Raw genomic sequence first — 25,601 nt, 5'->3', positions numbered from 1 at the left:
GCAGGTCTCGTGTCCGCGGCGTGAGATAATGGAAGGCGACCCCACCCCATCTCCTAGTGAGGAACAGATGTGCCGCTGAATGACAGACGAGATCTCCTCGCCGGTGTGCCGCGTGCAGATTTCGATGTCCCTGGCACGAGTCGCGGTCTGATCGACGTCATACGTTGGCGCTACCTGCTCAGCCTCCTCGTTAAGACCGGTGTGTCGACCAGGTATCGCAACTCCGTTCTCGGCTGGACTTGGTCGTATGTTCGGCCCGCCGCGCAGTTCTTCGTCTTCTGGATCGTGTTCGGCCTTTTCATGACCTTGGAGAAGGGGATCCCCAACTTCGCGGTCTACCTGTTCTCGGGGATCGTGATCATCAATCTCTTCTCCGAGGCGTACAAGAACGGCACGACGTCGATCGTCGGAAACGCACCCCTCGTGCGGAAGGTCTTCCTGCCCCGCCAGCTGTTCGCCGTGTCCGCGGTGATCGTCGCCTTCGTGCACTTCCTGCCGCAACTCGCGCTCCTCATCGTCGTATGCGCCGCACTGGGGTGGCTCGGTTCGGTCACCTTGATGTCCGTCCTCGCGGTCTTTGCCGCGGTGGTCATCGTGATGATCTTCTCGCTCGGTCTCGGGCTCTTCTTCGGAGCGATCAACGTGCGCTTCCGGGATGCGGAGAACATCGTGGAGCTGTTGCTCCTGCTGGCGACGTGGGCGTCACCCGTGCTCTACTTCTGGACGATGGTCGAGAACGTGTTCCCTGCCTGGGTGACGCGGATCTATCTCCTCAACCCTCTCACCGTCGGCGTGGAACTGTTCCACTACGCCTTCTGGTATCCCGTGACGGACACCGATCTCCAGCTTCCGCCTGATCTCGGCTGGAACTCTCTGTGGGCGTTGCTGATCTCGGTGTCGACGCTCTTCATCGGCCAGATCGTGTTCCGGCGCCTCGAAGGAAGGTTCGCGCAAGACCTATGACGGTTCAAGCTCCGACTCGACCAAGCGTCGTCGTCGACGGTGTACGTAAGTCGTTCACTCTGAATCACGCCTTCTCGCTCAAGGACACGGTCGTCTCCTGGATCAGGAGAAAGCGGCTGACGAGCAGCTTCCGCGCCCTCGACGACGTGAATGTGGTGATCAACGAAGGCGAATCCGTAGCGCTGCTCGGGCTCAATGGTTCGGGAAAGTCCACGCTGCTGAAGCTGGTCTCGGGGGTGATGAGTCCGGACGGCGGACAGGTCCTCACGCGGGGGCGAGTCGCCGGGCTGATCGAGGTCGGGGCAGGATTTCATCCTGAGCTCACTGGTCGCGAGAACGTGTTCCTCAATGCCGCGATCCTGGGCATGCAGCGCAAGGAGATCGAAGAGCGCTACGAGGAGATCGTGGAGTTCAGCGAGATCGAGGAGTTCATCGACCAGGAGGTCAAGCACTACTCGTCCGGCATGTTCATGAGGCTCGCGTTCTCGGTCGCCATCCACGTCGAACTCGACGTGCTGCTCGTTGATGAGATCCTCTCAGTAGGCGATGCGCCTTTCCGCGAGAAGTGCCGCCAGAAGTTCGAGGAGCTCATCGCACAGCGCAAGACGCTGGTCGTCGTCAGTCATGACGCGGAGATGGTGCAGAAGCTGTGCACCCGCGGGGTCGTGCTGCGCCGAGGCAAGGTCGTCTTCGACGGTCCGATCTCCGAAGCGCTCGGCTACCTGGAGTAGCGCTCCGTCGTCGTTCTGCGCAGGGCGGATGACGTCTCATCGATGGGGGGAGCCGTCGCGGCCTGCCCGTCGGTCGGTCGGTTTCGCCACGCTGCGCGGCTTCTGCGTGTAGCTTCCACGCCTAGGTCAGACGAGTGATTCAGCGCGAGACGAGGCGGTGATCGAACGCCGACGGCGCGCCGTCCACACGACCTGATGGGCCGCGGTCGCGATCAGACCGACCGCAGCGACGAGTACGCCGAGGCGGAGCCCAGGTGACTCGTACTTGACGGTCACGAGGCCGGATGAACCCGCGGGGATGTCGACGCGGGTGAGCCCGTAGGGGACTCTCTCTGTCGTGAGCGGCGTCCCGTCGAGCATGACCGTGTAGCCGGGCCAGGCGAGGCGATCGAGGATCACCGCACCGCCGGTCGCCGAGTGGACGGTGAAGCTCAAATCGGTCCCAGCTTCCTGCGTCTCCGAGACCTCGACGTCGTCCACGGGCGTGACCGTGGGGTGCTCGAGGGGGGCCGTGCGGGTGAGCACGATCCTGTACTCGGAGTCCTCGACGACCCTCCAACCGGGATGGCCGTCGAGACTGGACAGATCCGGGCGGGTCTTAGCGACGACCAGCGTGTCGATGCCGAATGCATCGATGACGTCGATGTCGTAGTCGGGGGAGAGTGGCGTCCAGAGGAACGAGATGGGGAAGTAAGCGCCGACGGTGCCCCGATAGTCGAAGCCGAAACCGTCCTTGAACGATTCGAAATTGATGCCCGTGTACCTGTTCAGGATGTCCACACCTGCGGCGCGACCGATATTGCCGAACACGAGCTGTCCCCGCGCGACGGCGTCGGTTCCCTCGAGCTCCCGGAGCTCGGCGATCTGCAGCACTCTGCCCTGGATGTCGGACCAGGCGGAGCGGACGATGCCGAGATCAGAAGGCGGACGCTGATCCACACCCGGTTCGATCGCCTGATGGCTCCATCCGAAGAGCTGAGCCTGGAAGGGTGCGATGACGGCGGTGCCCGCGATCGCGATGGCGAGGAGCCAGTGGCGGGCACGTGCATCTCGCACGGTGAAGCGGATCCCCAGCACGAGCACGGCTGCTGCGGCCGCGACGACGAGGTGGTACGACAGCAATGTGGGACGCGAGGAGAACGCGAGGTACAGGCCGAGGCCGACCGAGGCGAGGGAGAGGGAGGTGCGCAGAGCCAGCCTGGTACGGGAGAGTCCCGCGGAGAGTATGAGCGCGAATGCGACCAGAACGCAGAGATAGACGTACTCGATGAACCGGATAGGCCAACGGAAGAGCCAGAGGTGATCCGGGCCCAGCGTGAGAACGAGGAAGATGAGACCCGCCACGCCGAGGCTGATCCTCGGACGCCACTTGGGCATGGCCCGCCACCGCAGCCAGGGCAGGAGCGGAAGAATCAACCAACTCAGATACGCCGACGGCACGAGGTCGTTCTCACCGAACCACGCTCTGATTCGGGGGAGATACGTCGGTGAACTCATACCCATCATGTCGCTGAGGGTGGGTGTCAGGTAGTTCTTGTTCGAGACGAGGTCGCCGTCGACCGGACGATCGATGACAGTGAGTGCGGCGAGAAGGCCGCTGTAGGTGAGAACGACCGCCGTGCCGATGATCGCGCCGACGACGACCAAGCCGGCAAGGATCCGCCAGTCCTTCCGCAGGACGAGCTCGAACGCGAGCGCGAAGAGGACCACGAGAATGCCGACCACCGAGTAGGGATTGCCGACCGTCGCGGCGAGGAAGCCGAAGACGACAGGGGTGAGCGGTCCGATCCGGGACTGCGTGAACATGCGGGCGGACCACCAGAAGTGGACGACCCACACCGCTGACATGAGCCCCGACGCCCAGTTGCCTGCCTCGTAGTAGAGGGTGTACCCGGCGAACGGGGCGATGCTCCCGACTAGCACGGAAGCCGTCCTCGCGGCGCCGTGGCTTCGAGAGAGCATGTAGACGCCCCACCCGAGCAGGATCAGGAATTCCAGCATCACGAGGAAGCTCGCCACGCTGAGCCGGTCCGTGAGCGAGATGAGGAGGGAGTTGACGATGGTGACGGGGTTGAACACCCCGTACGCGGCCTCGGCGAGGACATTCCCCGCACCCCAGCCGTTCGGGTCGAAGAGGAAGGGCTCTCCTGACCGCAGTGCGGTTCCGTACATGTGCCACAGCGGGAAGAAGGATTCCGCATTGTCGCCGAAGAACGTGAACTCGCGCCACACGACCTTTATGAGGAGGCCGATCGTCAGCACGACGACGAAGATGATGCCGAGATCGAATAGGGAACGGCGAGAAAAGCGGAGCGAGCGCGCTGCTCCGCCGGTCGAACGACTCATCGGGTGACGATACCGCCTGTGCTCGGCGAGTAGGTGATGGTTCCAGTCTGGAAGGTCTGCACGCAGGTGCCGTTACTACACGTCGCCGCTGCGGTGGGCCAGCCCAAAGCGCCCGCCGAACCGCCGAGCGAGAAGTACGTGGTGAGCACCCCACCGGAGACGGCGAACGCTCCAGCGGCCGACGCGTAGACGGAGCCGCCCTGGAAGGCCTGGCCTCGTCCCCCACCGTTCTGCGGGATGACGATCACGCCGCTGGTCTTCTGGCCGAGGGTTCCACCAGCTGCGCCAGTGCTCCACCAGATCTGCTCGATCGCGGGATCCCCGATGTAGACGGACTTGCCGTCGTAATAGAGAGTGCCCTTCTGGAATGTCTGACTGCCGGGGCGGCCGCTCGCGCCGGCGTTCCACTCACTGGCCGGCCAGCCGAGCGCTCCCGACGACCCGTTCATGCGCCAGTAGAAGTCCCTGACAGCGCCCTGGACTCTGAAAGTGCCTGCCGCACTGGAGTACACGGAGCCGTTCGCGAACGTCTGTCCGAAGCCGCCGCCGTTGTCGGTCGATCGGACGGCCTCGCTCTGACGAGCGCCGAGGGCGGCGCTGTTTGCAAGGTAATAGCTCTCGATGGCGGGGGAGCCGACGCGGAAGCCTCCGGTCTGCGTCCAGTACACGGTGCCGTTCTGGAAGTCCTGCCGACACTGGGTAGCGGACTCGCAAACGGCGGTTGCCGTCGGCCAGCCGAGCTGGCCGGCCGATCCGCCTCGGGTGAAGTAGTAGTCGCGGATGGCTCCGCTGACGATGAATGCTCCCGCTGATGAGCCGTACAGCGAGCCCTTCTCGAAGGCCTGGCCCGTGCCCCCGCCATTAGCCGCGACGGAAGAGGTATCGCTCCGGGGCCACCCGAGCGGTCCTCCGGGGCCGCCGCTCTTGGCATAGGCGCTGACGAGCGATGCGCCGACGGCGCCGCCCCACCCGTTCGACTGCATGTAGATCGTTCCCTGAGCGAACGACTGTGCGGTGCCGCCGTCGAAGGGGATCTCCGCAGAGATGGGGAAGCCGAGGTACCCGGCCGCGCCTCCGCGCGCGAAGTATGTCTGCTGCATGGCACCCGTCACCAGGAATGTACCGTTCGCAGAGCTGTAGATGGATGCTTTGGTGTACGACTGACCCGTGCCCGACCCGGCCGGGCCGGTGATCGAGAGACGCTGGCTGTTCGGCCATCCCAGGGGCCCCGCAGCTCCCGAGTACTGGAAGTAGAGGGAACGCTCCGGCTCGAGGACAGCAGCGGCGCCGGTCAGACTGGTCCAGTAGATCGAGCCGTTGACGAAGGCGCGGGCGGTGCCGCCACCGCCCTCGGTGACTTTGAGCATCCCCGTCGTCGGAGACCCGAGCGGGCCGCTGTCCGCCCCCATGGAAGCGTAGAGACTGTTGATGGCTGTGGTTCCCTCGACGGTGCTGGCTCCGAACCACGCGTTGAAGTCGCGCCAGAAGTTCCTGTTGCCATACGCCCCGCACGCGTCGCCGACGCCGTACATGTTCGCCAGGGCGGAGTCGTTCGGCTGATACGGCGTGTAGTTGTAGAGATTCGCGGTGGCCTGGTTCTGGATGTAGACCTGAGAGGAACCGCAGCTCGGTTCAGGGTGGTATCGGACACTGGTCCATCCCACACGATGGTTCCAGCTGTTGGGGTGGATCGTGTACTCCTTCATCTGCCACGCGGCACGGTAGACCTGATTGAAGAAGTTCATGTATCTCGTGTCGCAGGCGGAGGTGTCAGGGCAGTCTGCGCCCATGGCGGCCTTGTACGCCCACGCGTCCGGTTTGGTGGAGGTGATGAGCCCCTGCTCCTTCTGAAGCATCACCATGATCACCTGGGGACTGATGCCGCATGCCTGCGCCACACGCCAGATGATCCGTGCGCCTGTCTCGTAGCCTTCCGAGTTGTATCCGGAGCATCGCCCGGCAGGATCTGGGGCGCGTGTATTCGTTGAGGTGTAGAGGCTCTTGAGGCATGGCAGATTCGGGTCAGTCGCGCGGCACGTCGGCACCATCTTGTTGAGGAAGGCCTGAATCTGCGCCTCGGACATCGCGTTGCTGTCGAAGAAGCGATCATCCGAGATGATGTAGCCGGCGTCGAACCCCGAAGAGTGCACAGCCGCTGCGACATTCCCCGACGCGACGGGTGCGGCTGCCGTGGCGGACGGCGCACCGGCCAACGCTCCGGAGAGGACTGCGATGACAATCGCCGCGGCCGCGATGGCTCGGCTCAGCGTACGAGCCATGGGGCGCTCCTAACCCAGGGCGCCTTGGGGACGGCGCTCTGCCTTCCTCGACATTCTAGGGGACTTGACAGCAATAACCATGAGAGCCGCAGCGCCGACCAATCCCGCTGCCGCGGTCGCGAGGCCGATCCACAGACCCGGGGGAGTGAAGGAGACGGTCACTTCGGCATCGGCGAGATCCTCTGGAAGGGTGACCGTGAGGAGTCCGGCAGGACCGATCTCGACCGGCACCGGCTTGCCGTCGACGGCGACCTGGTAACCGGGCCATGCGATACGGGCGAACGTCACGGAGGAGTCGTCTCCTGTCGTGCTGACGGTGAGGGTCTCAGCGGTCGCGCCATGACGTTCGTCCGCCGTGATCTCGACGTCGCCGCCGATCGAGCTCACGGTCCCGGCGTAGGGGACTGGTTCATCCCGCTCGTAGACGTTGACGACGTCCGTGCTCTCCGTCCTTGTCCAGCCTTCGGGGGCGCGGCGATCATCGGTGTAGCCCTTCGCCACCACCACGTACTTCGCTCCGATGAGATCGGCGAGGACGGCATCCGCGCCCTTCGGCTTCTCCCAGAGTGCATCCCAGGCATCGGCGCAGGTTCCGCCGTTGTAGCTCATGCACAGGGCGTTGTCGAAGGCGTTGAATCCGATACCCGTGTATCCGGTCGTAGAGGAGAAGCCCGCGACGCTGGGCATGTTGCCTGCGAGGAGGTCATCCCAGCGATCGGATTCGGGGTGGTCGCCCACGAGGACATTGATGTCGAAGATCTGCACGACGAGCCCGTCCGTGCGATCCGCGAAGGTCTTGCGCATCTCGCTCTTGGACGATGGCATGCGGTAGTCCGCCACGTTCTGATTACTGGCGGTGAGCATGAGCTGCGGCGCGAGGAAGACCAGCATGCCCGCGATCATCACGAGAGCGCCGCTCCGACGCAACCCCGTCCAACGGACGATCGCGAAGGTGCCGAATCCCATGAGGAGCGTGACGAGCCCGTGCCATTTCCAGGCCCCGGGGACGTCCGAGTAAGCGATCCATGTCCCGAAGAGGATCAGAGCGCCGGACACGATCGATCGTAGAACCGGCCGCGAACGCTCGATCCCCTTCGAGGCGAGCACCGCGAAGACCATGAGGACGGCGAGGTAGAGGAACGGAACGAGGCGAGCAGGCCAGCGGAACATGCCGAGCTGCGACGGGCCGAGCACGAAGGCGAGGAAGAACACGCCGAACGTCAGTGCACTGCTGAACTGCTTCCAGCCGTCGCCGAGTGCTCCCCACCGGAGCCAGGGAAGCAGCGGTACGACGAACCACGCGAGATAGGTACCGGGGAACTGCATCGGCAGCCCGCCGAACATCTTGATGTAGGGGCGAAGCGTCGGCGTGCTCATACCGAGCAGGTCGTTCAGATTCACGGCGAGGAACTCGTCGTTGCCGATGCCGGAAGACGCGCGGACCCCGTACTGCGATGTGAGAACGAACGGCAGATACACCACGACGATCAGGAGGACGATGCTCAACCCCATCGGGATCAGCCATCTGAGCGCGCCAGCCCTGCGAGAGACGAGCGCCTCGACGGCGACGGCGAGGAAGACCACGGCGAGTGTGAGCACGCCGTAGGGGTTGCCGGTGGAGGGGACGAGGTAGCCCAGCACGACAGCGAGGGCAATGTCACGCGCTCGGAAGCCGCGCAGATATGCGCGGCGGAGAGCCCACCATGCCCACGGAGTGAAGGCCATGATGGCCGTCCCGTTGATCCAGGCTGCGCCATCCATGAAGATCGACCAGCCGGACAACGGCAGGACGACGCCCGCGACGGCCGACATCCACGCGTTGGCCCCATACCCCCGAGCCAGAAGGTAGACCCCGCCTGCGGTGATGAGGAAGAGGACGATCTTCGCCGCAGTGATCGCCACGGCGACGTCGTCGATGGGGTAAGTCCCGAGCATGAGACCGAGCATGACGGGGTTCCACATGCCTGTAGCCGCTTCGGCGATGAAGTTCCCGCCGCGCCACATATCGAGCTGCAGGAACGGCGACTGCCCGCTGAGCACGCTCTCGGCGATGCGCTGCCATACGCCGACGGCGACGCCCGCCGTGTCGTCCCAGTAGTAGAAAACCCGGGTGCGCAGCACGGGAAGCAGCGTGCCGAGGAGCGTCGCCGCCAGCATAGTGGTGACGGGGACCCAGTTGACGAAGCGAGGGCGGCGCAGCGGGGCGGTCTCGGTCCGTCGGTCGGCCTTCTCTGGAGATGAGGTCGAAGTCATGCCATCACTCCGTCGAGTCGTTCGACGATGGTCTTCGCGATCTCGAGAGAGGCCGTGGCAGCAGGCGACGGCGCGTTGAGCACGTGGATCTGACGCGGCGCGTCGAGAAGGTGGAAGTCGTCGACCAGCCGACCGTCGCGGTGCATGGCCTGGGCGCGGACGCCCGCCTTGGCCGGGACGAGATCGTCTGCGCTGACATCGGGAACCAGTCGCGCCAGCGTGGCCGCGAACTGTTTTTTCGATGCGGAGCGGCGCACCTCCCCGAGCGCAGTACCCGCGAACTTCGCGCCGAGTCTCCACAGGCCAGGCCATGTGCCGGCCGACCACAGGTCGGGAAGCGAGATGTCGCGCCAGCGGTAACCTTCGCGAGCGAGTGCGAACACCGCGTTGGGGCCGGCATGCACGGAGCCGTCCACCATCTTCGTCAGATGCACTCCGAGGAACGGGAAGCGAGGGTCCGGTACCGGGTAGATGAGGCCTTTGACCAAGTCGCTGCGGTCATCCTTCAAAGTGAAATACTCGCCGCGGAACGGAATGATACGCACATCGGGACGCACGCCGCTGGCCTGTGCGACGCGATCGCTCTGAAGGCCGGCGCAGTTGACGAGACCATCGACGACAATGCGACCGTGGGAGGTCTCCACGACGACCTTTCCGGCCTCATTGCGAGCGGACTCGAATGTGGTGCCGAAGCGTATCTCGCCTCCAGCCGTGATGATCTCCTCCGCCATCGCGCGACACACGCCGACGTAGTCGACGATCCCGGTGCTCTCGACACGAAGCGCAGAAACCACGGCGACGTGGGGTTCGTATTCCCTGGCTTCATCGGGACTGACGATGCGGGCGGGTACACCGTTCTCCACGGCTCTCCTGGCGAGCGCGTCCAGCCGGGGTAGCTCGTCCTCCGACGTCGCGACGACCAGCTTGCCCGTGTCGATCTGGCGCACGCCGTGCTCTGCGGCGTATCGCTTCATCGACTGCGCGCCGGCCGCGCATAGACGCGCTTTATAGGAGCCAGGCACGTAGTACAGCCCGGAATGGATGACTCCTGAATTGCGCCCGGTCTGATGCTCGGCGAGATCGGATTCCTTCTCGAGGACGATGACTTCATCGCCGCGGAGAGCGAGCTCCCGCGCAGTGGCCAAACCGACGATGCCGCTGCCCACGACCACGAAACTCGTCACGGAAATTGCTCCTCTTGCTCATTGGTGCGGATCCGATCCGCGAAACAGTTTCTGCTGCGGATTACAACAGGTGTTCGGGGGCGATTCCGGCGTCACCCTGATACTCGCCTCTGCGGCGTCTCGAAAGGACGGCCAAGCCAGCGGCGGATCCGGCGGTCGCGAGATCGGCGACGATGAACATCACGCGCGAGACCGCGGCGTACGCTGTGGCGGCGCCGGGACCGACGAAGGGTGTCAGTGCGGCGATGATCACGAACTCCCGTGCTCCCACGCCTGACGGGAGCAGGAAGAAGACCAGCCCCGCCAGCATGGCGATTCCCATCGTGCCTATGCACAGGGCGAGAGGACTGATCGTGAGACCTTCCCTCGTGTCGGCCAGCAGCCAGAGGTGGATGCCGAACGCGACGTAGGATCCGAGCGCGAATCCGAGGGATCTGAGCACGACGCTGAGTGTGACCGGGTGATCCGGGCGCGGGCGGCGCAGGATCTGGAACCCGAATCGCACGATGCGCGTCAGCACCGCGGGGATCAAGAAGACGAGCGCGACGGGAAGCGTGAGATACAGCCAGGGCAGCCACCCGAGTCGCGAATCCTGCTCGACCAACACAGGGATCGCCAGGGCTCCTGCGATCAGGGCGGCGACCACTGCGATGATCACGGAGAACAACGTGGCTGCGAAGACCCGTGCTCGTGCGAGACCCGCCTTGCGGCCGAGCTCGATCTGGAGGACATAGGCCCAGATCGAGCCAGGGAGGTACTTGCCCAGCTGTCCCACGAGGAAGATCTGCGCACCGCGGCCGACGCCGATGGGCTTGCCAAGATCATCGAGAAGAAGCTGCCAGCTCATCGTGGAGCAGGCTATGCCCACGACGACGGCCACGAGGGAGAGCAAGGTGCGGTGCCATTGCAGACCGGAGATTGTGTGGGCAACGTCGGCCCAGTTGTTCCAGAGCTGCCAGACCGCGGCGACCACGACCACGACGACGAGGACTGTGCGCACGACGTTGATCAGGATCGTCCTCGTGCTCCGGGACGTCGCCGACGCGACCGAGGTCTCCGAGCCGTTCGCGTCGGAGGGCTCCGGGGAGTCGCCGGTGAGGCCGTCGGAAGATTCGGGTGCGGAGCTGTTCATGAGGCCTTCAATGTTGCGTCCTGCTGGGAGGCAGCGGTCAACCAATCGCTCACGTGCGCGCCGAGCAGCGGGTGCTCCGCATACGAATGGAAGTCCACCACAGAGGAATCGAATCGGGCGGTGAGGTCGTCGATCTCCGCGTCCGACACGCCCAGCTTGCGCAGGGCGTAGCTGTTCAAGCCGTGTCGGCGAGGAGGGGAGCCATAGACCTTGGAGAACGGGATCACGTCACGAGTGACGCCGGCGCCCATGCCGACCATGGCCCCGGCTCCGACGGCGCGGCGCTGGTGCACGGTGGCGTTGAGTCCGAGGGTGACGTGGTCGCCGATCGTGGCGTGTCCTCCCACCCGGGCGCCTGATGACAGCGTCACCGAACGACCGATCTCGACGTCGTGGGCGACATATGAGGTGTTGAGCAGCCACGACCCAGAGCCCACCCGAGTCGGGCGGTGACTTCCCTGGCTGATCGTGGTGAGTTCTCGGATCACGACGTCGTCGCCGATCACCACCCCATGATGTGCCAGGTGACCCTCCCACGCGGCGTTCTGCTCGAGCGAGGAGATCTCCGGTGGCGTCCCCAGAACGGCTCCTGGGCCGATCCACACGCGGTCGCCCACGGTCAGCGGGCCGAGGAGCACAGCGTTGGGGCCGATGGTGACATCACGGCCGAGCGTCACACCCTCGCCGATGAATGCGCGCGGGTGAATACGGGGATCAGTGCTCATCAAGTCTCTTCCGGTCGCGCCCGGCGTCTCGCCGTGTCGTCAAGGCCGAATCCAGTGCGACTCGCTCGAGGGAGGAGCGCGTTCGTCCGCGCCGGGGGACGATCAGCCGCTAGCCATAGTAACTCAGGCTTCCCCGCCACGCTGGGAGCCGCCTCGGCGTGGGGTCGGTGCATAGTAGACTTCCCTCGTCTGTGCCCGTGTGAGATCAGCGAAGAAGGATGCACCTGTGATCCCCATTTCCACTGTCCGCCTCGGCCCCGCCGTCGAGGCGAAGGTGCTCGAAGTCATCCGCTCGGGCAACATCGCCCAGGGCCCTGTCGTCGCGGAGTTCGAGAACCGATTCGCCGAACTGGTCGGCGCACGCCATGCGGTCGCCGTCAACAACGGCACGACCGCCCTGGTCGCGGCGATCCAGTCCCTGGGCCTCGAACCGGGCGATGAGGTGATCACGAGTCCGTTCACCTTCATCGCGACGCTGAACGCGATCCTCGAGGCCGGTGCGACCGTTCGCTTCGGTGACATCCGGGTCGAGGACTTCGCGCTCGACCCCGAATCCGTGCGCGCGCAGATCACCGATCGCACCAAGGCCATCATCCCCGTGCACCTGTACGGTCAATCGGCCGACATGAAGGCGATCTCGGCCATCGCTGCCGAGCATTCGCTGGCGATCATCGAGGACGGCGCGCAGGCGCATGGCGCGCGCTTCGAGGGCAAGGGAGTCGGGACCTTCGGCATCGGATGCTTCTCGTTCTACGCGACGAAGAACCTCACGACCGGCGAGGGCGGAATCATCACGACCGACGACGATGAGATCGCGGCGACGCTGCGCATCATGCGCAACCAGGGCATGCGCGCGCGCTACGAGTACGTGATGGCGGGTCACAACTACCGACTCACAGACCTCCAGGCGGCCGTGGTGATCCCGCAGCTCGACGACTATGCCGCTCTGCTGGAGACTCGGCGCGCGAACGCGGCCGCTCTCAGCGAGAAGCTGTCCGACATCGAGGGGCTCGTGCTGCCCGCGCAGCTCGACGGACGCGAGCATGTCTGGCACCAGTACACGGTCCTTCTGCCGCAGGGCGTGGATCGGGAGGCGTTCGTGGCTTCACTCGCGGAGCTCGGTATCGGGAGCGGCATCTACTACCCGAAGCCGGTCTACGACTACGACACGTATCGTGACCGGGCCGATGTCATCCGCTCCGAGACGCCCGTCGCCGATGACGTGGCTGCCCGCTGCGTCTCCCTCCCGGTACATCAGCATCTCGCCGACGGAGATATCGACACCATCGCCGCGGCTGTCCGACAGGTGCTCGCCCGATGAGCCGTGCTCGCGTCGCCCTCGTCGGCGCAGGCTCGATGGGCCGCAATCATGCGAGGATCATCGCGGAGAGCGCGGGAGCGGACCTCGCTCTGATCATCGATCCTTTCGAGTCCTCCGGTAGGCCGGTTGCCGATCAGTACGACGCTCGGTGGGCTCCGGAGATCGAACTGGACGACATTGATGCCGTCGTCGTCGCTGCGTCGACCGAGCATCATTACGGGATCGCCCGAGACATCATCGCCGCAGGCAAGCCACTCCTCGTCGAGAAGCCGATCTGTCCATCGCTCGAGCAGACTGAGGAGATTCTCGCAGCCTCCGAAGCGGCGGGAACGCCGATCATGTGCGGTTTCCTGGAGCGGTACAACCCTGCGGTGATCGCCGCGCGAGCGATGATCGACGAGCCGCTGTACGTGCGCGCCGAACGTCACTCCCCTTACGTGCCCCGCATCAAGACCGGCGTCGCATGGGACCTGCTGGTGCATGACGTCGACCTGATCAGCCAGCTCTTCGGTGCGAAGGTGCCCGAGCGCGTCGGCGTCGAGGTCGGGAGCTTCCATCCTGCCTCGCTGCCCGGAGCCGAGGACATCGTCGAGGCATCGCTCGGATTCGAGGGAGGAGGTCTCGCATCGGCTTCAGCCTCGCGTCTGGGGCAGCGGAAGGTCCGCACGCTCATGGTCCAGTCGCTGGATCACATGGTCGAGATCGACCTCTTGCGTCGCGGCGTCACTCTGTACCGGCACACGACGGTGTCCGAGGACAAGCCGGGCGGCGCGGGCTTCCGTCAGATGACCGAGATGGAGGTTCCGGAGATCACGGGGAGAGAGCCCCTCGCCACGCAGTTCGAGCGGTTCCTCGGGCTCGTCGACGGTACTGTCGATGCGGATGACGAGCGCCGCTCTATCCTCCCGGCACATCGGATCGTGGAGAGTGCACTGCAGGCACGCGCGTCCTGAAGGGCGCGGATAGCATGAAGGAGGCCCCCGCTCGAATGAGCGGGGGCCTCCTTCATGCAGACGGAGTCACCGGATGGCAGGGAACTCAGGACGCCGCGAGGCTTCGTCGCTCAGCTCGACCGTCGCGACGGGACGAGCCGGCACTCCGGCCACGACAGTGCGCGCGGGAACATCGCGGGTCACGACGGCTCCCGCTCCGACCACCGCCTCATCGCCGATCGTCACGCCCATGTTTATCACGGCGTTCGCGCCGATGAAGACGCGATCCCCGATGCGCACGGGCTCTCGCTCCACCTCGTTGAACGCTCTCCCCGAGACGCATCGGCGAGCAGAGGAGTGCGTGTAGATGTGCACGCCGGACGAGACGTCGCAGCCCTGACCGATGACCAGGCCGCCGGAGCCGTCGATGATCGTGAAAGCGCCTATCCAGGTGCCCTCGCCGATGACCGGGTCCCCGATCACCCACGCATGCGGATTGTATGGGTTCTCGGGGAGTCCGGAGGTCATGACTACTTCTTGTCCTGTGCGGCCTCGAAGCGGATGAGGTCGGTCATGCCCTCGCCCACGGGGATCGAGTACTCGAAGCCCAGCATCTCCTTGGCTCGGGTGGTGTCTGCGGCGCGGCGGCTCACGAGCACCTCGCGCGGGTTGAACTGAGGCTCGACATCGGCGCCGATCGCGTCGATCAGGATGCGCGCGAGCTGAGCGACGCTCGTGTCGATTCCGGTACCGACGTTGATCGCGGCGTTCGCCTTCTCGGATTCCGTGGCGAGGACGACGGCACGGGCGATGTCCTTGACGTGGATGAAGTCCATCGACTGCTCGCCGGCGCCGTCGATGACCGGAGCCTCGCCGTTGCGCAGGCGGTTGACGAAGTGGTTGATGACGCTCGTGTAGTAGGCCGTCGTCTTCTGGCCAGGGCCGTAGACGTTGAAGAAGCGCAGCGCGATCCAGGACAGGCCGGCCCTGCGCTCGTAATAGCGAAGCAGATCCTCGCCTGTGCGCTTGGTGATGCAGTAGGGGGTCAGGGGGTTGAGCTTGTCGTCCTCGTGCATGGGGAGCTTCTCAGGGTCGCCGTAGACAGACGCGCTGGACGCGTAGACGACGCGCTGGATGCCCTGGTCCGCAGCGGTTGCGAAGACGTTGTGGGAGCCCACGACGTTGACGTCGATCGAGCTGTACGGATCGGCGACGCTCTTGTTGATCGAGTCCGCTGCCAGGTGGATGACGTGGGACGCGCCCTTCATCGCGGCGGCGACCGCCGCACCGGAGCGGATGTCCTGGTCGATGACCTCGACGTTGCCGGTCTTGGCGAGTTCGTTCGCCTTGTCGCGGTCGCCGCGCCACATGTTGTCGAAGATGCGGACCTTCCAGTCGCGCTCGAGCAGCTGGTTGACGACGTGCAGGCCGATGAAGCCTGCGCCGCCGGCGACGAAGACGGTACGTGAATCGCTCATTGGATCTTCCTTGTTGTTTCGGTGGTCGGTCAGCGGCGGACGGCGGAGTCGGAGACGATGCTGCGCAGAGTCTCGGAGACGTAGGCGACGTCGGCTTCGGTCAGGTTCGCGTGCATCGGGATGGCGATGTGGCGCGAGAAGATTTCTGCAGACACAGGCAGCGCAGCCTGATCTCCGTAGAGCGGCTGGAGGTGGCTCGCGTACGTGCCGAAGTTACATCCGACGCCGGCGGCGCGCAGAGCCATCGCGACCGCCCCACGGTCGAGTTCGGGAGCCACAGTGATGACGTAGGACTGCCAGGGGTGCGTGCGGTCGTCGAGCGCCGTCGGCAACGTGATCTGCTCGAGATCGCCGAGCTGAGCGAGATAGCCGTCCGCGGCGCGCTGGCGAGCCAGGAGGAGATCGGGGAGACGGCGAACCTGGACGCGCATGATCGCCGCCTGGACGTCGGACATGCGGTAGTTGTATCCGAGCTCGTCGAACGACGGGATGGGCAGATCGGCCGCGCCCTCACGCGTGATCGCAGGCGCGATGCCGTACGTGTGGAGCTTGCGCGCATGATCGATCAGTTCCGCCCGGGCGCTGGCGAGTGCTCCGCCCTCCCCAGAGGTGATGCCCTTTCGCCCATGGAAGCTGTACGCCGTCATGTCCGCAAGCGAGCCGACGTTGCGTCCCTTGTAGGTCGCGCCCGTCGCGCAGGCCGCGTCCTCGATGACCCAGAGGCCGTGCTTGCGTGCGATGGCGTTGATCTCGTCGTAGTCGGCCGGCTGACCGAAGGGGTCGACGGCGATGATGCCGACGGTGCGAGGGGTGATCGCCGCCTCGATCTGTTCCGGGTCGATGGACCAGATGTCGGGTCGCACGTCGACGAACACAGGCTTGGCACCGGCCCACATCACCGAGTGCCCGGTCGCAGGGAAGGTGTAGTCGCCGACGATGACCTCGTCGCCGGGCCGAACGCCCAGAGCGAGCTGGGCGAGATGGAGCGCGGAGCCGCAGTTGCTCGTCGACAGCACGTTGTCAACGCCGGCCACGGCAGCGAACTCCTTCTCGAACGCGAGGCACGAGGGGCCGGCTCCGGAGAGCCAGCCGGAATCGAAGACCTCTCTGACGGCGTCGAGCTCTTCCTGGCCGACTGTGGGTGCGCCGAGGGCGACGGAGTGATTCATGCTTCTCCTGACTGAGACGATGGCGATGACGAAGAGGGGACGGGAGGAGGCACGTCACTGACCGATCGGACGATGAAGACCGGCCGGCGGCGGGCGTCGTCGCCGGCGCGCCAGACATACTCTCCGAGCACTCCGATGCCGACCAGAATCATGCCGCCGACGGCCAGGACCAGACCGCTGAGAAGCGCGACAGCTGCGCCGAGAGGCTGGAAGAACGCCAGAACGAGGGCGAGGATCAGACTGAGCGCACCGATCGCACCGAGGATCAGCCCTCCCCAGGCGACCCATTCGACGGGAGCGTGCGAGAACTCGACGAACGAGTCGACGACGAGCTTCATCTTTCGCTTGGTCGTCCACTTGCTGACGCCGTGAGGTCGCGGGAGCTGCTCGAAGAAGATCTTCCGCTGGTCGAATCCCACCCAGGCAGCCATTGCGAGCACATTGCGGTTGAGTTCCGGCATCGCGTTGAGCGCGTCGAGGACCGGACGCGAGACGAGGATCTGCGACGGCCCTTCCTGCGGGTAGTTCGGCACGTCGGAGTTGGCGCCGTATATCCGGGAGAAGCCCTTGGCGAAGGACTCGCCGACGCCTTTCTTCACTGCGCGCACCGCCCGCAGCCCCCAGACGATATCGGCCCCGTCCCGCCATTCGGCGATGAAGTCGCCGATCGCCTCGAGAGGCTCCTGGCGGTCCGCGCTCAGCGTGAGAGCCGCGTCCCCCTTCGCATGTGCAAAGCCGGCGCTCAGTCCGGCATGCGAGCCGAAGTTGCGTGACAGGCTCACGATGCGGGCGGCTCCTACACCTTGGAGGGTCTGCAGGAGCGCTTCGCGGGTCCCATCGGTCGATCCGTCATCTACGACGATCAGCTCGAAGTCGACATCGGGGTGAGCGGCGAGGATGTCTCGGTAGAACTCCGCGATCTCCACAGCCGAATCGACTTCGTTGTACGCAGGAATGACGAGACTCAGCAGAGGAGACGCGTGAGTCATTTGAGCCTTTCGTGGGGCTGCCTCCGCCATCGAACCGGGGGAGACACAGTGCGGCCAGTTTATCAGTTGCGTCGTAGAGCAGCTGGGAGGCGCCCGGCGGACGCCTCATGTCCGTCCGGTAGACTTGGCGCCGCTCTGACGCCATAGCGCGTCGTATCGTCCGTGGGGCGTTCCCACGAGAAAGCGCTGGTACATGGATCTCCTCGTCGTCGGTTCGGGTTTCTACGGGCTCACCATCGCGGAACGCGCCGCTCAGGCCGGCCGCAAGGTCACGGTCATCGATCGCCGGCACCACATCGGCGGCAACGCCTACAGCGAGGCGGAGCCGGAGACGGGCATCGAGGTGCACCGCTACGGTGCCCACCTGTTCCACACGTCCAACGCGACGGTGTGGGAGTACGTCAACCGGTTCACGACCTTCACGAACTACGTCCACAGGGTGTACACCACACACAAGGGCACGGTGTACCCGATGCCGGTCAACCTCGGCACGATCAACCAGTTCTTCCAGTCGGCGTACACGCCTGACCAAGCCCGCGCACTCGTTCGCGAGCAGGCCGGCGAGTTCGACGTATCCTCTGCATCCAACTTCGAGGAGAAGGGCATCGCGCTGGTGGGGCGCCCTCTGTTCGAGGCGTTCTTCCGCGACTACACGGCGAAGCAGTGGCAGACCGACCCGCACAAGCTCTCCGGCGACATCATCAGCCGCCTCCCCGTGCGCTACACCTACGACAACCGGTACTTCAACGACACCTGGGAAGGCCTGCCCACAGACGGCTACACGGCGTGGCTCGAGCGCATGGCCGACCACCCGAACATCGAGGTGAAGCTCGACGTCGACTACTTCGACGAGTCGCAGCCGCTCAGCAAGAAGGCGACAGTCGGTCAGCTGCCCGTCGTCTACACGGGCCCCGTCGACCGCTACTTCGACTATTCCGAGGGCGCCCTCAGCTGGCGCACGCTGGACTTCGAGCAGGAGGTCCTCAGCGTGAAGGACTTCCAGGGAACAAGCGTCATGAACTATCCGGACATGGATGTGCCCTACACCCGTATCCACGAGTTCAAGCACTTCCACCCGGAGCGCCGCGACTTGTACGAATCCGAGAAGACCGTCATCATGCGCGAGTTCTCGCGATTCGCGAACCGTGAGGACGAGCCGTACTACCCGGTGAACACGCCGGACGACCGTGCCGGTCTGCTCGCGTATCGCGAGCTCGCCAAGGGCGAGCGGGACGTGCACTTCGGCGGCCGGCTCGGCACCTACCAGTATCTCGACATGCACATGGCGATCGGCTCGGCGCTGTCGATGTGGAACAACACCCTCTCGTAGACTCGACTCTGTGAGTCACACTGCTGTCGGGGCCCCGGGGACGCCCCGGAGATACCTGCATTCTCTGTGGCTTCTTTCTGCCCGGGACCTGAAGGTCCGCTACTCGACGAGCGTGCTCGGCTACCTGTGGTCGGTGCTCGACCCGCTGGTGATGAGCGCGATCTACTGGTTCGTGTTCACTCAGGTGTTCCACCGCGACGTCGGCGAGGAGCCGTACATTGTGTTCCTCATCAGCGCGCTCCTGCCCTGGGTGTGGTTCAACGCGGCGGTGGGAGATTTCACGAGGGCATTCAAGAAGGACGCGCGTCTGGTCAGATCGACCTCGATTCCGCGGTCGATCTGGGTGAACCGCATCGTGCTGAGCAAGGGTGTGGAGTATCTCTTCTCGCTGCCCGTTCTCGTCATCTTCGTCGCCGTGAACCTCGTGATCGAGAAGAACCCCGACCAGGTCGTCCACGTCGGCTGGGGCCTGCTGTGGATGCCGGTGGCGATCCTCCTTCAGACCGTCCTGCTCGTCGGCCTCGGTCTGCTCATCGCACCGCTGTGCGTCATGTACGTCGACCTGGAGCGCACCACGGCACTGATCCTGCGTGCGATGTTCTACGCGACGCCGATCATCTACAACGTCACCGACCTCCCCGGTATCGCGCAGACGCTCGGGGCGTTCAACCCGCTCGCGGGCATCTTCATGCTCTACCGCATGCCGTTCTTCCCCGAGCAATGGAATCCTTTCGCGCTCACGACCAGCGTCCTGATGAGTTTGTTCGTCCTCGCGCTGGGCGCCTGGGTGTTCCGCCGCCTCGAGCGTCCCGTGCTCAAGGAGCTCTGATGCGGGTCGCGAATCGCGTGCTGATCGCAGAACTCGACTCTCCTGCTCAGGCGAGGAGGTTCGCGGAGAGCGGCACTCGGCAGGCGATCGTCGAACTCACGGGGATGCTCCGGGTGGGAATGCTCGTCTCCAGCACGGTGCTCGTCACCGACGCGATGCTTCTCGACGGCGCATACTTCATCGCCCTCGGTCCAGAGGGTGTGCTGAGCGAACTCGGCACAGGTCAGGCTCGATACCCTCTGACGATCACGGGACCGTACCCGAGTCTGCGTGAGGGGCTCGAGAAGCGTGTGGAGAACGAGGAGTTCGTGTGGTCGTTCCCTGGCGCGGGCGGAGGAGACGACGTTCCGCGCCACGTGCGTCGTTCTTGGGATGAATGGCTGCGCTTCGTGGAATCCGGCATCATCCGATATGAGCAGCAGGGTGCGGAATCGGCGCCCCTTCGCATCGGGCCCGCGCCTGTCAGGTCCGTACAGGACCTGGAGACGATCAAAGACTGCGGCCTGGGCGGCGTCCGTCATCGGAGTGAGGCCTGGCGCATCCTCGATTCCCTTCCTCTCTCCACAAGCGCCGTGGAAGAGGTACGGCGCTGGTGGAATGACGCATATCTGCGGATGATCGCCGAGAACGCGGGTGCTGACTGGATCGGCTTCGAAGCCGACAGCCGTGTGAATCTGGCCATCGGCAGTGAGGACGTCGAGCTTCCGCTCTCGAGCGGCCTGCTCGAGTGGGCTCGGAACTCCACTCCGGCGACGATCGCGGTCGCGTGGGACGCGTCCCATGCTCAACGAGATGCACTGCGACGAAGACCGGACTGGCGGCGGATGCGGAACCTGGCCTTCACAGCCAGTCAGGTTGCGACGGGGAGCACCCGTCCGGCTGTCCTCTGGTCTTCCTACGGCAAGCTCGCCATCGCTGTCGTCGCGCTCGCGCTCGCGGCTCCTGGCCTGCGGATCGATTCGATCGACAGTCCCTTGACGTGGCTGGCTTTCGTCGGAGCCATCGCGACGACGGTGCCGTACGACTCCCTCGCCGCGCTCTGGCGTCTCAAAGAACGCGACCCGCGAACGCGACTCGTGCTTCATCGGGGAATCGGCACATGAGCGAAGCGTTCCAGACCCTCTACGAGTCTCCCGAGGGGCAGCGATTGCGTCTCGAGGGGGCCCAGCTGGCCACACCCGATGGGCGCGTCTATCGACATCACCGACTGGTGCTCTCCGACGGCTGGCCGGGCGCGGTCGTGTTGGCGTTCGACGGCGCCGACCTTCTGCTGGTGCGGAGTCATCGACCGGCCGCCGGAGAGGTGATGTGGGAGCTGCTCCGAGGGGCTGGCGAGCCGGGGGAGTCGCCCGTGCAGACCGCACTACGGGAACTAGCGGAGGAGACAGGCCTGCGTGGCGAGGGTGCTGTCGTGCTCGGGAGCTATCTGATCGACTCATCGGTCTTTCCCCAGCCCGTCTCCGTCGTCGAGTGCACGGTAGACCGGTCCGCGCCCCGCGGCCGGGTTGACGGCGAGATCCTCGGCGAGCGCTGGGCCACACCTGATGAGTTGCGCCAGCTGGTCGTCGACGGCGTCCTGCGAGATGCCCACTCGCTCACCGCCCTCAGCTTCCATGGCATGAAGGAGCCGCGAGGATGAATACAGCAATCGAAGTCCAAGATCTCGGTGTGAGGTTCCGCCGCAATCGCCGTGGCCGCCGGAGCTTCAAGGATCTGTTCGCAGGCTCGGAACGTCGATCGCGTCCCGGTGAGTTCTGGGCGTTGCGCGGCGTCTCGTTCTCCGTACAGCAAGGGGAGTCGATCGGTGTGGTCGGGCGCAATGGGCAGGGCAAGTCGACGCTGCTCCGCCTGGTCGCGGGCGTTCTGCTGGCGGACGAGGGCACGGTCACCGTCAACGGCGGAGTGGCCCCGCTGATCGAGATCACCGGGGGTTTCGTCGGCGACCTGAGCGTGCGAGAGAACGTGCGCTTGACTGCCGGCCTGCACGGCATGTCCCGAGCGGAGATCAGCCGTCGCTATGACGACATCATCTCCTTCGCCGAGCTCGCAGACTTCGAGGACACGCCTTACAAGCATCTCTCCAACGGCATGAAGGTCAGGCTGGCGTTCTCGGTCGTGTCGCAGCTGGACGAGCCGATCCTCCTCGTCGACGAGGTGCTGGCGGTAGGAGACAAGGCGTTCCGGGAGAAGTGCTACAAGCGCATCGACGAGTTGCTGTCGGAAGGACGGACTCTGTTCTTCGTAAGCCATAACGAGCGCGACCTGCGCCGTTTCTGCACGCGAGGTCTCTACCTCGACAAAGGCAGCCTCGTCCTTGATGCGTCGATCGCCGAAGTGCTCGATCGCTATAACGGCGATGCCTCGTGAGGGCGTCCTGAATACAGGGTTCGCCGCCGGCGCGCGTGATTATCGTCTCAGAGCATCACGAAGATCGGCGATGGCATTCCGTGCCGTCTCGGCCCGCGCAGACACGTCAGTGCCGCTCTGGAGGCTTTCGACGAGATCATCGAGACTCGACGAGTACGCCTCGACCTCGGCATGCGCATCTGTCACACCGGCGCCCGGAAGCGAATCGGAGATCCGCTGAGCCTGGTCCTGGAGCTCGGCCACGATGCTCAGGGCGAGATCGGGGGAAGTGGTTTCTATCGACTCGAGATCGCTGAGCGCGCTGAGTAGCCGATCATCGACGGCCTGCTTGGCCGGAGTCAGCTCGGATGGAGAGGGTGAGGGCGTCGGCTGCGACGAGGGCGCGGCGGATGGCGTCGCAGGTGCGGTCGACGAGACCGGTGCGGGCGTTGCTGTGGACTCGGGAGCGGCCGGTCCGCCTCGGGGAAGCAAGAATGCGAGCAGCACTGCGACGACTATCGCGACCCCGAGGGCCAAGCCGACCACAAGCCACACTCGCGCACCGCGACGCGGGCCGGGCGGAATCGGCGCCCAGCGGAGCTCGGGCTGCTCGTCGCTCACGCTCAGCCTTCCAGCGGGGGCATGGGCTGCCAGGAGCGGTCTCGTCCGAGCTTGCCACCTTCTCGAAGGCCGCGGAAGAGGTTGCTTGTGCCGCGAACCGTGCGCTCGACGAAGAACAGCCGGATGATCTCCTTCGCGAAGGTCATGGCTGTGCCCAGGCCGAAGAGCAGCGGGTTGTAGACGCCGTGCACCCGGTAGTAGTTCTTGATGTACGCCCGGTTGCGCATGATGTAGAAGCGATAGGCGTTGCTCGACGCGTTCATGTGGCGGATGCCCATGTCCCACTGCTTGATCTCACGCGTGCGGCGCAGCACGAACTCGTTCACGATCACCGCGGTGGTCAGCCGAGACGCGAGCCACCCGTACATCTGGTCGTCCCAGTAGATGAAGAATCGCGGGTCGGGCAGGCCGATCTGCTGCACGATCGAACGATGGATGAACATGCCCTCGAAGCATCCGCTGTTCATCTCCTTGAACCCGGACTCGTCGAATCCTGAGGGGGCGAACGGGATCGGGATGCCCATGCGCTCGGCGATGCGGTACTGCCAGTAGAACTCGCTGCCGTCGTAGTCGTAACGACGGCCCTGGATGCTCTTGAAGCGCGGCGCCCACTTGCCCATCTTGGCGAGTCCGTCGGAGACGACCTCGACGTCGTCGTCCATCATCCAGATCCACTCCGAGCCGAGCTCGTACGCCGTGCGCATACCCTCGCTGAAGCCGCCGGAGCCACCGGTGTTGGTCTCGAGACGGCGGTAGACCAGCTCGGTGCCGAGGCGGGGGCGGAAGGACTCGACGACATCGGTGGTGTCATCGGATGAGGCGTTGTCGATGATCACGACGTGGCCCGGCTTCGGGTCCATCGCGGTGATGCTCTCGAGAAGGCCGGTGAGAAGGTGCGAGCGGTTGAACGTGACGATCACGATCGTCGCGGATGCCGGGTCGAACGTCGCGGTCACGCCTCGTCCTCGAACGTACGCTTCCACGCCTCGGCGGAGACCAGATCCGGGAGTGCCCGTCGGTACTGCTCCTGAAGCTGGGGCCAACGGCGCCGCAGGGCAGCGTGGAGCTTGATCGATTCGAGGAGCTGGGAACGGAACTTCTTCCGATCCCGCGTGTAGATGTTCTTGCCGGAACCGTCGGCAGCGCTCACGAGAGCGCTGTCGTAGAGAGGGACCCGCCACCAGTTGGCATCGCCCTTGCCGAACTCGACTTCAGGCTGCTCCACGTTCTCAGATGCCGGGCTGTGCAGCCAGTGCGAGACCAGGGTAGACAGGGTGAACCACCGCAGCTTGAACCCGGTGGGGCTGTCGAAGACGTTTCGCTTCTGACGCTGATAGACGAGGCGACCACGACGAGCATGGAGAACCCGGGTCGGGTCCTTGTGGATCACGGTCTCGGGATACTGCGCAGCGAGCTTCCGTGCCGCAGGCATCGCCGTCGCCAGACCACGCCGCATGTGCTCGGGGCCCGAGAGCACGTCGCGCAGCGCGCGGGCGCGCAACGCCACGGGGTAGTACTGCATCATCATCAGATGCTTCAGGTCGACTCGTCGGCTGTGGCGGATCAGCAGGCCACCACGCGGCGCCGTCGAATGGATAAGGCCGGCGACGATGCGATTGCGTGCATGGAAGTAGGCCTGCCAGTCGATCGAGTCGTCTTTGCCCACCCAGGAGACATGCCACAATGCCACACCGGGCATCGATACGGTCGGATACCCGGCCTCACCCGCGCGAAGGCAGAATTCAGCGTCGTCCCACTTGATGAACGCCGGTAGCGACAGCCCGACCTTTCGGATCGCCTCGACGGGGATGAGGCACATCCACCACCCGTTGTAGTCCGCATCCATCCGCATGTGCAGGAGAGGGGACTGGCGAAGGTTGGCGAGACCGAAGTCGTGGGGCATCTTCTCCTGGTACAGGTTGCGCCACATGAACGGCGCGTTGTCGACGACCTCCGCCCACCCGTGCAGCTTCGGCCGGTCCAGCAGATCGAACATGTGACCGCCGACCAGCAGCGGCGTCGTCGCGTACTGACCGAAGACGATCGACCTCCGCAGCGACTCCGGCTCGATGCGGACGTCATCATCCAGAAGCTGAACGAAGTCGCTGGAGGGCCGCTCCAGGGTCTCCTGCATCGCGCGTGCGAATCCGCCTGAGCCTCCCAGATTGGGCTGAGTGATCACCTGGAGAGTCTCTCCGAGACGGGCAGCGACATCGTCGAACCCGGCCTGCTCAGAGACCAGCTGCGTGCCTTGATCGACGAGGAAGATCCTGTCCACCAGCTCCAGTGCATCCGGTGCGTCTGCGAGGGCCGTGAGCGTTTCGACGCAGTAGTCGGGCTTGTTGTAGGTCGTAATGCCGAGCGATGCCTTGCCTGCCCGCGCGGGGGGCTGCTCTGTGGTCCACTCCGCACCTTCGAGCATGGCGTGCTTCTCATCGGCGACGACGTCGAACCAGATCCAGCCGCCGTCGCTGAACTGGGTCAGAGCGATGTCGAAAGACGTCGCCGCGTCACCGCTGACCTCGCGGGTGTCGATGCGCTGCTGCACTCCTCCGCCGTTCGAGCGGTAGACGAGGATGGTCGCCGGGCCGGACGTGCGCACTGTCAGGCGGACCTCGCGGACGCTCGTCCAGTGCTGCCAGTAAGAGGCGGGGAAGGCGTTGAAATACGTGCCGAGTGAGACTCGACGTCCGGCGACGATACGGGCGCGGGTGCGTCCGAGGATGTTTCCCAGGTGTGCCCGGCTCGAGACCCGGACAGGCTCCTCCTCGATCGTCGACCAGGTTTCAGGATCTGCATAAAGCGGCAGGAGATCGGGGTCTCGATCGAGAGGGAAGACGACGTTCTGCAAGACGTAGGTCACGAGGTGATTCTCCGAGGTTCATGGTCCGCGCGGCATCGCAGGTTGAGCGGGCGGGACTGGACGAGCAGGGAGTAGCTTATCCGGTCTTCGATGATCGAATGCTGGGATCG

22 protein-coding genes are annotated in these 25,601 nt (G+C 64.9%); 9 read left to right on the top strand and 13 right to left on the bottom strand.

Going from position 1 to position 25,601, the window contains the following annotated elements:
* The first annotated feature begins 105 nt into the window (after positions 1-105).
* Positions 106-963 carry an ABC transporter permease gene (locus RS84_RS17445; RefSeq protein WP_045259306.1) on the top strand — a complete coding sequence of 286 codons (858 nt, stop codon included), beginning with the start codon at positions 106-108 and terminating at the stop codon, positions 961-963.
* Positions 960-1,694 (top strand): ABC transporter ATP-binding protein, encoded by a 735-nt coding sequence (locus RS84_RS17440; protein ID WP_045258985.1) that lies wholly within the window; start codon positions 960-962, stop codon positions 1,692-1,694. The genes RS84_RS17445 and RS84_RS17440 overlap by 4 nt, the downstream gene beginning before the upstream one ends.
* Before the next feature lie 126 nt (positions 1,695-1,820).
* Here the strand turns inward: RS84_RS17440 and RS84_RS17435 are convergent, their stop codons facing one another.
* The 6 genes from RS84_RS17435 to RS84_RS17410 all read right to left on the bottom strand — a co-directional run bounded on the left by RS84_RS17435 (position 1,821) and on the right by RS84_RS17410 (position 11,613).
* Positions 1,821-4,040: a hypothetical protein gene (locus RS84_RS17435; RefSeq protein WP_045258984.1), complete on the bottom strand. Its 2,220-nt coding sequence runs from the start codon at positions 4,038-4,040 to the stop codon at positions 1,821-1,823.
* Positions 4,037-6,319, bottom strand: a complete 2,283-nt coding sequence (locus tag RS84_RS18815) for an LGFP repeat-containing protein (RefSeq protein WP_052676426.1) — start codon at positions 6,317-6,319, stop codon at positions 4,037-4,039. Before RS84_RS18815 ends, RS84_RS17435 begins: the two co-directional genes overlap by 4 nt.
* A 9-nt stretch (positions 6,320-6,328) precedes the next feature.
* Entirely contained in the window at positions 6,329-8,572 is a 2,244-nt protein-coding gene (locus RS84_RS17425) for a hypothetical protein (RefSeq protein WP_045258983.1), read from the bottom strand.
* Complete coding sequence (gene lhgO / locus RS84_RS17420) at positions 8,569-9,756, bottom strand: L-2-hydroxyglutarate oxidase (RefSeq protein ID WP_045258982.1); 1,188 nt, start codon at positions 9,754-9,756, stop codon at positions 8,569-8,571. Before lhgO ends, RS84_RS17425 begins: the two co-directional genes overlap by 4 nt.
* A gap of 61 nt (positions 9,757-9,817) precedes the next feature.
* Positions 9,818-10,888 carry a lysylphosphatidylglycerol synthase transmembrane domain-containing protein gene (locus tag RS84_RS17415; RefSeq protein ID WP_045258981.1) on the bottom strand — a complete coding sequence of 357 codons (1,071 nt, stop codon included), beginning with the start codon at positions 10,886-10,888 and terminating at the stop codon, positions 9,818-9,820.
* Positions 10,885-11,613 carry a DapH/DapD/GlmU-related protein gene (locus tag RS84_RS17410; RefSeq protein ID WP_045258980.1) on the bottom strand — a complete coding sequence of 243 codons (729 nt, stop codon included), beginning with the start codon at positions 11,611-11,613 and terminating at the stop codon, positions 10,885-10,887. Before RS84_RS17410 ends, RS84_RS17415 begins: the two co-directional genes overlap by 4 nt.
* 226 nt (positions 11,614-11,839) lie before the next feature.
* On the opposite strand from RS84_RS17410, the gene RS84_RS17405 reads away from it, so the two are divergent.
* Together RS84_RS17405 and RS84_RS17400 are read left to right on the top strand one after the other, a co-directional pair.
* Positions 11,840-12,934 carry a DegT/DnrJ/EryC1/StrS family aminotransferase gene (locus RS84_RS17405; protein WP_045258979.1) on the top strand — a complete coding sequence of 365 codons (1,095 nt, stop codon included), beginning with the start codon at positions 11,840-11,842 and terminating at the stop codon, positions 12,932-12,934.
* Complete coding sequence (locus RS84_RS17400) at positions 12,931-13,887, top strand: Gfo/Idh/MocA family protein (protein ID WP_082062248.1); 957 nt, start codon at positions 12,931-12,933, stop codon at positions 13,885-13,887. Before RS84_RS17405 ends, RS84_RS17400 begins: the two co-directional genes overlap by 4 nt.
* Before the next feature lie 66 nt (positions 13,888-13,953).
* On the opposite strand, the gene RS84_RS19760 is transcribed toward RS84_RS17400, so the two are convergent.
* Genes RS84_RS19760 through RS84_RS17380 form a run of 4 tightly spaced genes read right to left on the bottom strand, consistent with a single transcriptional unit; the run spans position 13,954 to position 17,502 of the window.
* A complete protein-coding gene (locus RS84_RS19760) occupies positions 13,954-14,394 on the bottom strand; it encodes an acyltransferase (protein WP_045258977.1) in 441 nt (146 codons plus the stop codon).
* 2 nt (positions 14,395-14,396) lie between these two features.
* Positions 14,397-15,344 carry an NAD-dependent epimerase/dehydratase family protein gene (locus RS84_RS17390; RefSeq protein WP_045258976.1) on the bottom strand — a complete coding sequence of 316 codons (948 nt, stop codon included), beginning with the start codon at positions 15,342-15,344 and terminating at the stop codon, positions 14,397-14,399.
* Between the two features lie 29 nt (positions 15,345-15,373).
* A complete protein-coding gene (locus RS84_RS17385) occupies positions 15,374-16,513 on the bottom strand; it encodes a DegT/DnrJ/EryC1/StrS family aminotransferase (RefSeq protein WP_045258975.1) in 1,140 nt (379 codons plus the stop codon).
* Complete coding sequence (locus RS84_RS17380) at positions 16,510-17,502, bottom strand: glycosyltransferase family 2 protein (protein WP_235281520.1); 993 nt, start codon at positions 17,500-17,502, stop codon at positions 16,510-16,512. Before RS84_RS17380 ends, RS84_RS17385 begins: the two co-directional genes overlap by 4 nt.
* Positions 17,503-17,695: 193 nt before the next feature.
* On the opposite strand from RS84_RS17380, the gene glf reads away from it, so the two are divergent.
* From glf to RS84_RS17355, 5 genes are read left to right on the top strand one after another with little or no spacing between them, the layout of a single operon-like run.
* Positions 17,696-18,832, top strand: coding sequence for a UDP-galactopyranose mutase (gene glf / locus RS84_RS17375; RefSeq protein ID WP_045258974.1), 1,137 nt, complete (start codon positions 17,696-17,698; stop codon positions 18,830-18,832).
* Positions 18,833-18,842: 10 nt separating this feature from the next.
* Entirely contained in the window at positions 18,843-19,661 is an 819-nt protein-coding gene (locus RS84_RS17370; RefSeq protein ID WP_045258973.1) for an ABC transporter permease, read from the top strand.
* Positions 19,661-20,764 carry a hypothetical protein gene (locus tag RS84_RS17365; RefSeq protein ID WP_045258972.1) on the top strand — a complete coding sequence of 368 codons (1,104 nt, stop codon included), beginning with the start codon at positions 19,661-19,663 and terminating at the stop codon, positions 20,762-20,764. The genes RS84_RS17370 and RS84_RS17365 overlap by 1 nt, the downstream gene beginning before the upstream one ends.
* Positions 20,761-21,300 (top strand): NUDIX hydrolase, encoded by a 540-nt coding sequence (locus RS84_RS18810; RefSeq protein ID WP_052676425.1) that lies wholly within the window; start codon positions 20,761-20,763, stop codon positions 21,298-21,300. The genes RS84_RS17365 and RS84_RS18810 overlap by 4 nt, the downstream gene beginning before the upstream one ends.
* The gene (locus RS84_RS17355; RefSeq protein WP_045258971.1) at positions 21,297-22,028 is read left to right on the top strand and encodes an ABC transporter ATP-binding protein; all 732 of its coding nucleotides are present in this window, start codon (positions 21,297-21,299) and stop codon (positions 22,026-22,028) included. Before RS84_RS18810 ends, RS84_RS17355 begins: the two co-directional genes overlap by 4 nt.
* 39 nt (positions 22,029-22,067) lie before the next feature.
* On the opposite strand, the gene RS84_RS17350 is transcribed toward RS84_RS17355, so the two are convergent.
* The 3 genes from RS84_RS17350 to RS84_RS17340 are packed head-to-tail and all read right to left on the bottom strand — an operon-like array spanning position 22,068 to position 25,491.
* On the bottom strand, positions 22,068-22,628 hold the full coding sequence (locus RS84_RS17350) for a hypothetical protein (protein ID WP_045258970.1): 561 nt from the start codon (positions 22,626-22,628) through the stop codon (positions 22,068-22,070).
* Between the two features lie 2 nt (positions 22,629-22,630).
* Positions 22,631-23,584 (bottom strand): glycosyltransferase family 2 protein, encoded by a 954-nt coding sequence (locus RS84_RS17345; RefSeq protein WP_045258969.1) that lies wholly within the window; start codon positions 23,582-23,584, stop codon positions 22,631-22,633.
* Positions 23,581-25,491: a glycosyltransferase gene (locus tag RS84_RS17340; RefSeq protein WP_045258968.1), complete on the bottom strand. Its 1,911-nt coding sequence runs from the start codon at positions 25,489-25,491 to the stop codon at positions 23,581-23,583. Before RS84_RS17340 ends, RS84_RS17345 begins: the two co-directional genes overlap by 4 nt.
* Positions 25,492-25,601 lie beyond the last annotated feature (110 nt).

This window comes from Microbacterium hydrocarbonoxydans (genome assembly GCF_000956475.1).
Lineage (GTDB): Bacteria > Actinomycetota > Actinomycetes > Actinomycetales > Microbacteriaceae > Microbacterium > Microbacterium hydrocarbonoxydans_A.
Note: the sequence above shows the minus strand (reverse complement) of the source record. Positions and strands in the feature narration are given on the sequence as shown.

Coding starts and splice junctions, on each gene's coding strand:
- glf (WP_045258974.1), top strand. CDS start 17,696: ATGGATCTCCTCGTCGTCGGTTCGGGTTTCTACGGGCTCACCATCGCG.
- RS84_RS17390 (WP_045258976.1), bottom strand. CDS start 15,344: ATGAGCGATTCACGTACCGTCTTCGTCGCCGGCGGCGCAGGCTTCATC.
- RS84_RS19760 (WP_045258977.1), bottom strand. CDS start 14,394: ATGACCTCCGGACTCCCCGAGAACCCATACAATCCGCATGCGTGGGTG.
- RS84_RS17385 (WP_045258975.1), bottom strand. CDS start 16,513: ATGAATCACTCCGTCGCCCTCGGCGCACCCACAGTCGGCCAGGAAGAG.
- RS84_RS17425 (WP_045258983.1), bottom strand. CDS start 8,572: ATGACTTCGACCTCATCTCCAGAGAAGGCCGACCGACGGACCGAGACC.
- RS84_RS17410 (WP_045258980.1), bottom strand. CDS start 11,613: ATGAGCACTGATCCCCGTATTCACCCGCGCGCATTCATCGGCGAGGGT.
- RS84_RS17380 (WP_235281520.1), bottom strand. CDS start 17,502: ATGACTCACGCGTCTCCTCTGCTGAGTCTCGTCATTCCTGCGTACAAC.
- RS84_RS17365 (WP_045258972.1), top strand. CDS start 19,661: ATGCGGGTCGCGAATCGCGTGCTGATCGCAGAACTCGACTCTCCTGCT.
- RS84_RS18810 (WP_052676425.1), top strand. CDS start 20,761: ATGAGCGAAGCGTTCCAGACCCTCTACGAGTCTCCCGAGGGGCAGCGA.
- RS84_RS17400 (WP_082062248.1), top strand. CDS start 12,931: ATGAGCCGTGCTCGCGTCGCCCTCGTCGGCGCAGGCTCGATGGGCCGC.
- RS84_RS17435 (WP_045258984.1), bottom strand. CDS start 4,040: ATGAGTCGTTCGACCGGCGGAGCAGCGCGCTCGCTCCGCTTTTCTCGC.
- RS84_RS17415 (WP_045258981.1), bottom strand. CDS start 10,888: ATGAACAGCTCCGCACCCGAATCTTCCGACGGCCTCACCGGCGACTCC.
- RS84_RS17355 (WP_045258971.1), top strand. CDS start 21,297: ATGAATACAGCAATCGAAGTCCAAGATCTCGGTGTGAGGTTCCGCCGC.
- RS84_RS18815 (WP_052676426.1), bottom strand. CDS start 6,319: ATGGCTCGTACGCTGAGCCGAGCCATCGCGGCCGCGGCGATTGTCATC.
- RS84_RS17440 (WP_045258985.1), top strand. CDS start 960: ATGACGGTTCAAGCTCCGACTCGACCAAGCGTCGTCGTCGACGGTGTA.